Source organism: Paraburkholderia sp. GW821-FHT02A12 (genome assembly GCF_059422005.1).
On the sequence record NZ_JBWKWA010000002.1, the window covers coordinates 3,476,762 to 3,489,467 of the forward strand.

7 protein-coding genes and 2 pseudogenes are annotated in these 12,706 nt (G+C 62.2%); 4 read left to right on the plus strand and 5 right to left on the minus strand.

The genetic code is table 11. The features are described from left to right. Positions 1-97: 97 nt before the first annotated feature. Positions 98-895 (plus strand): AraC family transcriptional regulator, encoded by a 798-nt coding sequence (locus AC07WT_RS37135; protein WP_494950802.1) that lies wholly within the window; start codon positions 98-100, stop codon positions 893-895. Between the two features lie 46 nt (positions 896-941). On the opposite strand, the gene AC07WT_RS37140 is transcribed toward AC07WT_RS37135, so the two are convergent. Then, positions 942-1,979: a ribonuclease Z gene (locus AC07WT_RS37140; protein WP_494950803.1), complete on the minus strand. Its 1,038-nt coding sequence runs from the start codon at positions 1,977-1,979 to the stop codon at positions 942-944. An 869-nt stretch (positions 1,980-2,848) separates the two neighbouring features. Between AC07WT_RS37140 and AC07WT_RS37145 the strand changes: the two are divergent. Continuing rightward, positions 2,849-3,061: pseudogene (locus AC07WT_RS37145) on the plus strand (LysR family transcriptional regulator); the annotation flags it as partial. A gap of 340 nt (positions 3,062-3,401) precedes the next feature. Next, the gene (locus AC07WT_RS37150) at positions 3,402-5,372 is read left to right on the plus strand and encodes an alkaline phosphatase family protein (protein ID WP_494950804.1); all 1,971 of its coding nucleotides are present in this window, start codon (positions 3,402-3,404) and stop codon (positions 5,370-5,372) included. 238 nt (positions 5,373-5,610) lie between these two features. Here the strand turns inward: AC07WT_RS37150 and fdhF are convergent, their stop codons facing one another. The 4 genes and pseudogenes from fdhF to AC07WT_RS37170 form a co-directional block, all read right to left on the minus strand. Next, on the minus strand, positions 5,611-8,280 hold the full coding sequence (gene fdhF, locus AC07WT_RS37155) for a formate dehydrogenase subunit alpha (protein ID WP_494950805.1): 2,670 nt from the start codon (positions 8,278-8,280) through the stop codon (positions 5,611-5,613). Next, entirely contained in the window at positions 8,268-9,719 is a 1,452-nt protein-coding gene (locus AC07WT_RS37160; RefSeq protein ID WP_494951142.1) for an NADH-ubiquinone oxidoreductase-F iron-sulfur binding region domain-containing protein, read from the minus strand. The genes fdhF and AC07WT_RS37160 overlap by 13 nt, the downstream gene beginning before the upstream one ends. Before the next feature lie 384 nt (positions 9,720-10,103). Beyond that, positions 10,104-10,226 (minus strand): annotated as a pseudogene (locus AC07WT_RS37165) (LysR family transcriptional regulator); the annotation flags it as partial. Then, a complete protein-coding gene (locus tag AC07WT_RS37170; protein WP_494950806.1) occupies positions 10,223-10,903 on the minus strand; it encodes an FMN-binding negative transcriptional regulator in 681 nt (226 codons plus the stop codon). The gene AC07WT_RS37170 and the pseudogene AC07WT_RS37165, both read right to left, overlap by 4 nt. Positions 10,904-11,066: 163 nt before the next feature. Between AC07WT_RS37170 and pdxR the strand changes: the two genes are divergently transcribed. Beyond that, a complete protein-coding gene (gene pdxR / locus AC07WT_RS37175; RefSeq protein WP_494951143.1) occupies positions 11,067-12,596 on the plus strand; it encodes a MocR-like pyridoxine biosynthesis transcription factor PdxR in 1,530 nt (509 codons plus the stop codon). Positions 12,597-12,706 lie beyond the last annotated feature (110 nt).

Sequence of the window (12,706 nt, forward strand, 5' to 3'; positions counted from 1 at the left end):
CATTGAAATGCGTTACCTGACACGCATGCGTTGCATCGTAAAGACGACGAGAGCCGCCCGCCTTCCACATTGGGTCAACCTCTGTAGAATTCGGGCCATGCGTAATACCCCGCTCGATCCCTACGAAGACATTCCCCGCAGCGTCGTCGTTACCGCGAACGACTATCGGGCCGGCTCGACGTTTCCCGCGCACTCACATCGACGCGGGCAATTCGCGTTCGCGTCTCGCGGAGCGATCAGCCTGACGACGCCAGAGGGCACCTGGCTCGTCCCCCCGCAACGTGCGTGCTGGGTACCGGCGGGCGTCGTACACGAAATGACGATGAGCGGTCCAGTAACGATGCTCAACACATTCGTGTCGGACGAGGCAGTTCAAGCGGCAGGACTGCCCGCACATTGCAGCGTGTATGGCGTCTCACCGTTGCTGAGACAACTGCTCGACGATGCAATCGTTCTTCCGCCCCTGTACGACGATGGTGGCCGCGCCGGCAAGTTGGTGGCACTGCTAGTCGCGGAAATAGCGGCCATGCCGCAGCTGTCGTTGAATGCACCGTTACCCGCTGACCCTCGTCTTGCACGCGTATGTCGGCGTCTGTTCGCGGAGCCGTTGATCACAATGAGTCTGGACACCGTCGCGGCCGAGGCAGGAATGAGTCGACGTACCTTCACTCGTCTATTTCGAGCGCAGTCTGGCGTAAGTTTCGGAGAATGGCGACAGCAAGTCTGTCTACTGGCGGCGATCGAACGCCTGAGCTTGGGGCAGCCAGTAACCCAAGTGGCCCTTGATCTCGGCTATGCGAGCCCCAGTGCGTTTGCGGCCGCATTCCGTCGCGTGCTGGGTACAACGCCGAGTCGATATGTGGAATCGCGTTGGGGTTCTACGGAACGCCGATGAGCCAAAGAAAAACGAGTCAGGTCTGTTGACTGAATGCTTCCCTGGTCTAATCGGGCCTTTCGCCAACCAGAACCGACGTGGCGGACCATGCCGCCTGCACTTCTGCAATCAGTGCTGCCGAGCGTCCTCCGTAACGCGGCGAAAAGTGGAACGGCACAACCGCCCGGGCGCCGATCCGGCGCGCGATCAGACCGGCCTGGCGGGCCGTCAGGTGATTCTTGCGCAGGCCATGGGCCTTGTCCTCGTCAAGAAATACGCTCTCGATAAAAAGCAGGTCCACGTCGTGCATCAACTCCGACAGGGTCTCTACGTTCGGTTCCGTATAACGCAAGTCCGTTACGTAGCCAATGCGCTGCCCAGAAACGATGTCGAGGATCAGGTGACGCAGTTCGCCGACCTGTCGGGTCATGGCGTGCTCGCCATGCCGATCGCGCCACCGTACCTGAATTGGCGCCTCGTCAGGCGCGTCGGTCAGCACCGCATGTTTCAGTTCGCGCAGCCACGCACCCGTCGACACCCCCAGCTCCGCGAGCCGCTCCTTCGCGACGTTGACGCGAGCCTTCTCCTCGAGCACGTACGCAACGCACGGGATGTCATGATCGACAAATCGGCCACGCACGCGAAAGGTTGCTTCGTTGTGCACCACGTCGTCAGATCGTTCGAAGGATGGGCTGGCTTCGCGGGCGAACCGTCTCCGACTTGAAAAGAGTGCGCGCTGCCCGCCACCGTCCGCTCCGATTTCGCGCGCGTCGATCACCAGCTCGACCTCGTAACGATCCACCACGTTCCAGGTATAGGCGCTCAGCTTGTGTTCGATTTGTGTAAGAAAGTTGGGGCCGCCAAACATCACGATGCCAGCCTTGCGCCCGAGCATCACGCGCAAGAGATGATCGAAGCCGGAAAAATGGTCCATGTGCGTATGGGTAACAAACACATGGGACAAACGCATCAGTTGGCGGGGCAGCAGCTTGGAGACATCGCCAAGATCGAAAAGGAGGGCACGCCGTTCGTCGCAAAAGTCCACGTATAGACCTGGGTCGCCAAACGCGTCATTGACAAGCCATGGTTTGAAGAGGGCGTGCATGATCTGTCAGGGCGACGTACGAATGGCTGTTGGTGTACCGGGCCGGAGCGCCGGAAAGATCGAGGCGCAGGCATCCACCTCGCTCTACAGGCGTACGTGCGGCAGCGGCTATTAGAAGAACCGAGTCTATATGCATGTTCAGCCGAGTGTTCAGCAGACTTCGAGGAGCAGCGCCGCGTCGTTTAAGTAGCTAGTCCGATACGGGGCTTGTTACGCGTCAGTCAAACGACAACGCCTCTCGCAAAGCCCATCCCTCAGGTAGATGAACGTAGTATGGGTCTTCTTCATGCTATGGCAAAATTCAGAATCGTCCGGGGCCTCAGTCCCGGTTCGTAAAGACCGTCAATACCCCGGTGTAGCCGTAAAGGTGGCTCCTTGCAATCTCGCCGCCGGCGAAGAATCCGACCAGCGGTACCTCACTTGGCACATTTCGCACCGTCTGCAACTCCGCATGCCGCGCTTAGAAGTGCGGCCCGCCCCGTCACTCATCCGGGCGCCCGACGCAAGCATGATTTAGCGAAGAACGAAGCGGGTCAGTAGTATCTGTTCCAAGTGCTCGGAACCGGACATTCGCGATAGTTCATATTCCATGCGATATGAAGGGCCGAAGGAGGTCAGAGAGGTTCCTGGTGAGCGGCGATCGATCGCGCTTTAAGCAGGAAAGTCGGATAATTCATTGCTGTCTCCCACGCAGTTGTTGCACTGCGCGATGTTTGCTTGTGGTCTGCCGCTCTGCTGCCCGAAAATTTCGGGTTAGTCGGGAGGGCTTCGTGTCCCGGGTTATGCGGCTTGCCGACAGAAAGAATGGCAGTGCGTAGGGCATTCAAACAAGGCGGTTTCATTCAACTGAAACTGAAAAAAATTTCACTATGCGCATCCCACCGGTGAAAGCCATCATCGCTTTCGAGAGCGTGGCCCGAACGAAAAGCGTCAACCGTGCATCAGAGGAACTTGGGCTGACCGCATCGGCAGTAAGCCATCAGATCAGCAATCTCGAGTCGATCATCGGCCAACCGCTGTTCTATCGCGCGGGCGAGCGTTACCTGTCCGACGTCACGGGGCCGCTCACCCCCGCGCGGCGTTTTTGCACAGCCAAGCTAAAGACATGTGAAAACATGGTGCCGGTTCATGTTGAAGCGACGAGATAACGGCAATGAACAATGATGCGCTCGCGGCCTTTGCTGCGAACGCATCTTCGTCGTCCAATCCGGCGCCACGGGCGAATTATGCAATGTGAATCGCAGCGAAAGTAATTCGTTAGCAGATTCACACGCCATCGACTTTTTTTTGTCCCTGTATTGTCATTGCCGCCCTATAATTTCTTCCCGTCGTAACGCTTCGTAAGAGAGGCAGCGTTTCCACGCAGGGAGCTGCCCATTATTCCCACACGCCACATTACCGCTTGCTCGTCCGAGTAACGTCATGGAGGCGTTCGTGAAAAAAATTGCCAATGTAATTAGCATACCAACATTTAGAGGCGGCTTGCTTTGCGGCGCCGTTTCTGTCGCGCTTGCCGCGGCTATCTGCCCGGCTGTCGCGCAAAGCGAGCAGCAGGCCGCGGTAGCGGCTGCAGCAGTGAACACTGCGTCGCCGATCAAGCATGTCATCGTGGTGGTCGGCGAGAACCGCACCTTCGATCACGTATTCGGCGCTTACACGCCGCGTCGTGGGCAGACGGTGGCGAACCTGCTGTCGAAGGGCATCATCACGGCCGACGGCAGCCCGGGCCCGAACTTCGCGCTGGCTGCGCAATACACGGCCAGTGCCACCGACCCGAAGCGCTTCGAGATGGCGCCTGGCGGCAAGCAGCCCTATACGGTGCTGCCGGCACCCAATACCGGGAATACGGCAAGCGCGCCGAGCGATACCAATCCGCCGCCGTTCGCCACGCTCGCCGCGGCGCAAGCCGCCGAGGGCGCAATGATGGAGCCGTGGGACGTCGTGCACCTGACCACCGGTGCGAGCGGTTTGCCGACGCATAGCGTCGATACGCGCTTCGGCTCGAACACGTATAACCTGCCGAACGGACCGTATCAGATCTCGCGCGTCGGTCCCGATTATGACCAGTACATCAACAGCCCGGTGCACCGCTTCTACCAGAATTGGCAACAGGCCGATTGCAACCTCGATCACGCCACGCTCGATAATCCGAGCGGTTGCCAGATGGATCTGTTCGCGTGGGTGGAGACGTCGGTGGGCGCCGGTTCGAACGGCAAGCCGCAGCCCGCGAACTTCAACGACGAGACGACCGGCGAAGGAGCGACCGCGCTCGGCTATTACAACGTGAATACCGGCGACATGCCGTACTTCACGCATCTCGCGCGCCAATTCACGATCAGCGACAACTATCACCAGCCGGTGATGGGCGGCACGGGTGCGAACAGCATCATGATCGGCACCGCCGATGCGATCTACTACACGGACGGCAACGGCAATGCCACGAAGCCGCCGGCGGATCAGATCGAGAATCCGCTGCCGCAGGCGAACACCAACAACTGGTACACGCAGGACGGCTATTCGGGCGGCACGTACAGCAACTGCTCGGACAGTCATCAGCCCGGCGCCGGCACGCTGCGCCACTACCTGGACCGCCTGCCGTACAAGCCGGACGCGAAGTGCGCACCGAACACGTATTACCTGCTGAACAACTACAACCCCGGCTACAACGGGGACGGCACGGTCAATACGAGTGCGTTCACGATCCCGCCGTCGCCGGTGCGGACGATCGCCGATACGCTGATCGAGAAGAACATCTCGTGGAAGTACTACGGCGAAGGCTGGAATACGTTTGTGAAGACGCCGGCCACGAGTGTCTACTGCAATATCTGCAACCCGTTCCTGTATGAAACCGCGATCATGACGAACCCCGCGCTCGTCAATGCGCACCTGCAGGACACGACCGATCTGTACGCGGACATTGCGAACGGCACGCTGCCGGCGGTTTCGTTCGTGAAGCCGGGCGGTCTGCTCGACGGGCACCCGGAGTCGTCGAAGTTCGGGCTCTTTGAATCGTTCGTGCACAAGCTGGTCGACAAGGTGCAGCGCGACCCGAGCCTGTGGGCTTCGACGGCGATCCTGGTCACGACCGACGAAGGCGGCGGCTACTACGACTCAGGCTACATCCAGCCGCTCGATTTCTTCGGCGACGGCCCGCGCATTCCGATGATCGTCGTGTCGCCATACTCGCGCGGTGGCCGTGTCGTGCACCAGTATTCGGATCACGCGTCGATCGCGAAGTTCATCGAACGCAACTGGCGTCTGAAGCCGATCACGCACAGAAGCCGCGACAATCTGCCGAATCCGATCCAGTTGCAGACGCATCCATATGTGCCGGTCAATGCGCCCGCAATCGGCGATCTGTTCGACGCGTTCGAGTTTCCGCGCACGCCGTAACGGTGTGGCAAGAAGCGCAGGGCCGGACCGGCTCTGCCGATCTGGAGGATTGCACCGCGCGGCCGGCCTGGCGCGCGGTTTTTTTTATTTCTGACGTTTGCGTTTGCGTGACGCGTTGGACCAAAATCGACCCACAAGAGGCCTCCAGCTTTCTCGATAACGGACACTCGGACAAAGTGCGTGGGGCGGTCGACATCCATAATCGGGAGGGTCTCAGCGTTCCACCACTGCGCCGGAATCATCGACGACCTTTCATCGCTAGCTCCACCCGCACTGCGGTTACCTTGTATTCGGGTGCATGTACCTGCCGGTCGCGCACGGGGGACGTGAGGCGATTCACGAACAGTTCGGGGCGGTGGAAGGTGGCGAACAGCTGCCCCGGCCGGACATCCTCGGTCACGCGCAGCGGCAGCGTCGTCGCGCCATGGCGGCTGCGCACGTGTACCGAATCGCCATCCGTCATTCCCAGCTGCACTGCATCCGTCGGCGACATGTCGAGCGTGTCGGTCGGGCACAGCTGCGCGTCAGGCGTGCGGCAGGTCATCGTGCCGGCGTTGAAGTGATAGAGCGTGCGACCGGTGGTCAGAAGCAAGGGGTAGGTTTCGTCGGTGCTTTCGGACGTGGGTATGAAGTCGACCGGCGCCAACGCAGCGGTCTTGCCGATCGGAAAGTGCGTCCGGTGCAAGATCGGTGTGCCGGGGTGATCCTCGCTTGGGCACGGCCAGTGAAGGCTTTCTCGTTCCAGCCGGTCGTAGGACAGACCAGCCCCGTCCGGCCAGAGCGTGCGTACTTCATCCCAGATGGCGCCGGGGCTGTCGAAGCTGAAGCCTTGCGCATGGTCGAGCCTGACGGCAAGCGCCTGGATGATCCACCAGTCCGGCCGGGCAACGCCTGGTGGCGGCACCACGCGGCGGATGCGCTGCACCCGCCGGTCCGAATTCATGAAGGTGCCGTCTTTTTCGAAGAACGACGCCGCCGGCAGGAACACGGTGCCGAAAGCGCGCGCGGTCTCGTTGACAAACAGGTCCTGCACGATCACCAGCTCCAGATTCGCCAGCGCATCGCGGGTCGCGGTCTCGTTGGCCAGCGACAGGTAGACGTCGTAGCCAAACGCCCACAACGCCTTGAGCTTGCCGTCGCGCGCAGCATCCATCATCTGCAGCAAATCCAGGCCATGCGTGACCGGCAGCCGGCAGCCCCAGGCGGCTTCGAAACGCGGCCCGGCGTCCTTGATCAGTTGAGAGCCGGTCAGCGATACCGGGTCACAACCCATTTGCGCTGACCCTTGCACATTATTCTGGCCGCGCAACGGGTTGATGCCGGCGCCGGGCTTGCCAAGGTTGCCGGTCAGCAAGGCGAGATTGACGAGCGTCATGACGCCCTCGGTGCCTTGCAGATGCTCGGTCATGCCCAGGCCGTGAAAACACATCGCCGGCTGGGCGGCTGCGTAGATGCGCGCGGCGGCGCGGATGTCTGCCGCGGCAACCCCGCAAGCATCGGCAACCCGCTCCGGCGCGTACCGGGTGACGAAGGCGGCAAAGTCCTCGAAGCCGGTCACCCGTTCGGCCAGAAAGGACTGATCGACCAGGCCTTCCTCGATCAGCGTCGCGGCCATGGCGTTGAATAGCGGGATGTTGTAGCCGGGCCGCACGGCCAGATGGACATCGGCGAGCTGCGCCAACTCGGTGCTGCGCGGGTCCACCACCACCAGCCGGGCCCCATGCAGGACGGCTTGCTTGATGCGCGCGCCGACCACGGGGTGGTTCCCGGTCGGGTTGACCCCGCACAGCAGAAAGGCGTTGGCGACTTCGATGTCGTCGAAGCAATTGGTGGCGGCCCCGGTGCCCAGCATGGTCTTGAGCGCCTTGGCACTGGGGGTATGGCAGACGCGAGCGCAGCAATCGACGTTGTTTGTGCCGAGCACCACCCGGGCGAACTTCTGCAACAGATAGTTTTCTTCGTTAGTAGCGCGGGCTGAACCCAGTGCGCCAATCGCATCCGGCCCAGCGGTGGCGATGATCGCGCGCAGCCGGTCGGCGACGAAATCGAGCGCGTCGTTCCAGCTTGCCGCCTGCCATTCGCCGTCTCGGCGGATCATCGGTGTCACGATACGATCCGGCGCATGGTTGAACTCGAAGGCGTAGCGACCCTTCGCGCACAGGTGGCCCCGGTTGGTCGGGTGATCGGCGGGCCGCACCGCCACGACTTTGCCATTGCTGCTGCCGACCTCCATCTGGCAACCGACGCCACAATAGACACAGGTGGTGCGGGTCCAGCCGGTCGGCTCGTGCGGGCTGCGCTTGTCGAACAACGCGCCGGTCGGGCAGGTATCCACGCAGGCGCCGCAGCTCACGCAACCGCCATCGAGCAAGGTTGGCCCTTTGCCGGGTGCGACATGGGTTTCTTCGCCGCGCTGCCAGGTTTCCCAAACGAACTGACCCTGCACGTCTTCGCAGATCTGCACGCAACGATAGCAATGAATGCAGCGCTCCATCGCCACACCGAGATAGGGGTGGCTGTCGTCATGGAACACGTGAGCGCGGGCCACCCCGCCTGCCGTTACCTGGTAGCGGGTAAGCAGCTGGTGGAAGGGCCGCTCTGGTTCGGCGACGACGGCTTGCTGCGGGTAGTGCGCCGCGATCAGCGCCAGATTGGTTCGACGCAACGCCTCCAGCGCCGGCGTGTGAGTGTGCACCTGCATGCCATCCTCGACAGGGGTGGCGCAACTGGCTACCGGCCGGGGCTGGCCGTCGATTTCCACCACGCACAGGCGGCAAGCGCCGGCCGGGGGCAAGCGTTTGTCGTGACAGGTATGCGGCACCGCCGCACCAGCCTGTTCCAGGGCATCCAGCAGGCACGTGCCGGGCCGCGCATCATGCGCGACGCCATTGATCGTTATCCGAACCATGCCGACCACTCCTTGGCGTAGTGAGTTTGCACGGCGCGAGCAAATTCGGCCAGGCCGCGCCCGTGCCCACACAGGCTGGTGGCGGCGAGCGCTTCCAGCAGCGCTTCACATTGGGCTGCATCGTCACGACCACGCCTCGGGCCACCGTCCTTAACGGCGGCGAACATCGCCGCCAGCCTTGGCGTGCCCAGGTGGCATGGCGTGCATTTGCCGCAGGATTCGCGCGCGCCGAAGCGGAATACCTCCTCGACGATGGCCGCCAGCGGTGTATCGTCGGCAAAGGCAATCACGCCGCCGTGACCGACCGCGCAACCGATGGCCTGCATTTCCTCGTAACCCAGCCGGGTACCGAGCAGCGCGGGCGGCACGATACCAGCCAGTGGCCCGCCCACCATTACGCCCTTGAGCTGGCCGCGCCGCAGCCCGCCGCCAAGTTCGTCGACCACGCGCTCGAGCGGAATGCCGAACTCCACTTCGTAGAGTCCCGGTCTGCGGAACAAGGAATTGAGCGACAGCAGCTTGGTGCCGCGGCTTTGCGAGAAGCCCAGCCGGGCGTACGCATCCGCCCCTTGTGCGACGATCCAGGGTACGGCGCACAGGGTTTCCACGTTTTGAACCAGGGTCGGCAAGCCGAACAGCCCGTGTTCGGTGAGCTGCGGCGGCCGCAGGCGCGCTTCCGGCCGGCGGCCTTCCAGCGCGTTGAGCAGCGCGGTTTCTTCGCCGCACAGATAACTGCCTTCGCCAATCACGCATTCAAGGTCGAATTGCGCACCCAGCCAGCCGGCTGCCCGCGCCTCGAGCAATGCGTTGGCGAGCACGGGTGCCGCATCGGGGTATTCCTTGCGCAGGTAGATATAGCCGTGCGTCGCGCACGTCGCATGGGCGGCGATGGTGGCGGCTTCGATCAGGCGGAATGGATCGCCCTCCAGCAGAAAGCGGTCAGAGAATGCACCGGGATCACCTTCGTCCGCATTGATCACCAAATACTTGCGCGGTGCGTGCTGCGCTGCCATGGCTTGCCATTTCCAGCCCGCCGGAAAGCCTGCTCCGCCGCGACCGCGCAATCGGGCAACGTCGATCAGCCGCACCACATCAGCCGGCGGCATGGCCAACGCGGCAAGGCGCGCCGCGCCGCCACCGCGTTTCTGGTATTCGGCCAGCCCGCGCACACCGCCAGTGCTCACGTTATCCAGCAGCACGCTGCGGAGGCTGTGGACCGCGATATGCGGCGAGGTGTCGTGGTCGGCATCACTGGGCGCGGCATAGCACTTGCCGAGGCAGTAGACAGGGGAGCGCTGCTGGCACGCTTTGGCCCAGCGCGCGGGGTTGTCCACACGCGCGGCGAAGCAGGCCAGACCGTTGCAGGCACAGCCTGTCAGCGGCGTGCCGGCCAGATGATAGAAGCTGCCGGCAGCGGCATGGCGTTGCAACGGCTTCATCTCGTGCTCCTTGTGTACCGGGACATGGTACGCCGGCAAAGTGACTTGTCGTGTAATGTCAACAACGTCTTCGGGAGTAAGCGAACCGACAGGTGCACTCGCGAAAGAAAACGGCTGGCACCGTAGCCAGGCCGAACGTAATCGGGCAGGATGCGCTGGCCTTGCGTCAAGGACGTGAGTTTGAGCATGGCGTCGACGGTATCGACCTCCGCTACCACGTTGGCATCCAGGCCGTCCGCGTGCAGCATCCGACGCAGTGCGTACTGCGCCGGGAACGCTATAAGCGGCAGGGAACGCTCGCGTAGGTTGATTTCGCTCCCGGCGGCGAGCGGGGACTGTTCGTGGACGACCGAGCGGGGACTGTTCGTGGACGACGAGACACATGTTCTGTTCGAACAATGGGGTGATTTCCACCGCATCTGATGCAACCGCCGTGTCATAGACGAAGCCGATGTCCGCCTTGCCCGACTCGACAAGTTCAACAACTTCGGGCGAGCTGCTGGTCACGGTTTTTCATGAGCGCCACGTGGGTCATCGCCGGCCTTTACTACGCTTTTTGTTGCGGCGTACTCGAGCATAGCCTCACCGATCACGTTTTCTCCTTGTTCGTTGAGGGCAGATCCGGCCCCTCGTATATCCCGCACCTCCTTGTTCTGGCTGAGCTTGATCTTCCCGACCAGCCGGGTGATTTCGATCTCGACCCCGACGATGGCCTTGAGCAGGGTATCGATGTAGTCGCTGGAACTGTCCGTCATCTTCCACGGATGGGGCTGGGATGCTTCATGGGTACGCGTGAGGCGCGCGACCAGCCCGCGAACGTAGCGCTCGTCATCGCGGATGGTCACCCGGCCGTAGGCGTGGACCACCCTGTAGTTCCATGTCGGCACCTGCTTGTGAAACTCGTGCTTGCTCGGGTACCACGTGGGCGAGATATACGCGTCGCCAGCGCGGAACACGACCAGCACGTCGTCCCCGTTGGTCACGTCCTGCCAGACCGGATTTGCGCGCGCCACGTGGGCATGAAGGACGCCACAGGTTCCTTCGCCGGCTTTCAGTTCAAACGGGATGTGATTGGCATCCAGACCGCTCTTGCCATGCGTGAACAGAATGCCAAGCGGATTCTCCGCGATCAGCGTGTGCAGCACGTCAGTGCGCGGTTCATCAAAATGAGTGGGTACGTACATATCGGCTCCGTGATGACTGTAGCAATGCGCTAGCCCTCATTTGAGGCAACGCCGGTGCGGCAGGCCTGCACATTGCAGGGCTCCAGGTCTGTAAAGAATTGTGGCGGCAAACTGGTTTATGTTGTAGAACCAGTTTGGATCATTTTCTTTGGACCAGAAAGCCATGGCTCGAAGACCGAAAGCAGTGGAGGTTCCGTCGATCGGCATGCTGGATCGAGCGGCGGGTCATTTGGGGCGTCAGCTCGCGCAGGCGCTCCGCGATGCCGTCCGCCGTGGCGACCTCAAACCCGGCGAGGTGCTTCCATCCACGCGCACGCTGGCTGCGTCGTTGCATGTTGCCCGTGGAACCGTCATCGAGGCATTCGAGCAACTGATCGCCGAGGGTTTTCTGCAATCGCACCCTGGAGCCGACACGCGCGTGGCGCAGTCGCTGACGCCTCCCGCCGATGCGCGCGGGCGCTCCTCATCCGTTGAATCAGCCCCGCTTCCAGAACGCGCCCGCCTGTTCGCACAGGTTGCCCGTCAGTTTGCCGCGGTACCGCAGGCGCCCTTCGCCGTTTCGGTGCCGGTTGGACCCGCCGCTCCGGACGATGTCTGGCGCCGGCTCGGCAACCGGCTGCGCGCCCGCGGACCCGGCGCGCCGGCGGGGTATGGCGACCCACAAGGGGCGCGGGCGCTGCGCGAAGCGGTGGCCGATTACGTCAGGAAATCGCGCTCAGTCCGCTGCGAGGCTGAACAGGTGATCATCACAAGCGGCACACAGCAGGGCCTTTACCTTTCATGCCAGGTGCTGCTCGATGCCGACGCGTCGGCGTGGGTGGAGGACCCGGCGTACAGGGGCATTACAGCAATTCTCGAAAGCACCGGTCGCCCGGAGCGCATGATCCGGGTGCCCGTCGACGCGGAGGGCCTCAACGTCGATGCGGGCATTAAGCTGGACCCGCATGCACGGGTGGCATTCGTCACATCGTCGCACCAGTATCCGCTGGGAATGCCATTGAGCATGGCGAGGCGTAACGCGCTGTTGGCGTGGGCCTGCTCAAACAACGCCTGGGTGGTCGAGGACGACTACGACAGCGAACTGCGTTATGCGGGACATCCGTTTCCGTCGCTCCAGGGGCTGGACCCTGACCGGGTGGTCTATCTCGGCACCTTTAGCAAAATACTGTTTCCGTCATTGCGGCTCGGCTATGCCGTGGTTCCGGGGAACCTGGTGGAGGCGTTCTGCGGTGCGCGCGTGCTGATGGATCGCAACCCGCCGAATGCCGATCAGCATGTGCTCGCGGCCTTCATCGCGGAAGGTCACCTGGACCGTCACATCCGGCGAATTCGTGGCGTCTATGCGGACCGCCGCGCGCGAATCATCGAGACCATCGAGCGGCTGTTGCCGAAGAAAGTCGCCTGGTTGCAGCCAAGCGATCAGGGTATGCACATGGTGCTCTGGCTGGGTGGAGGCGTTGACGACACGTCGGTGGCGTCGCTCGCTGCCCAAAGCGGGGTTGCCGTACGGGCGGTATCTCCAATGTATTCGGGTGGCAAAGGCCCAATGGGTTTGATACTGGGTCTCGGCGGTTTCAGCGACGACGAAATTGAAACTGCCACCCAACGTCTCGCCACAAGTATCGCGGCTGTGGCAAAGGCTGCTCGCCGCGATCTTGCGAATCCGCCGAGGAAAAAGGCGGGTACGAGGTAATTGGCGCCAACAATCCGGAATCAATCTCCCTTAGAGGCCAGTTCAAAAACCCCTGAGGGGGCTGTTTACTTTCTCGGCAAGCTGTTAACCTTGGATGTCTGAGTGCGACA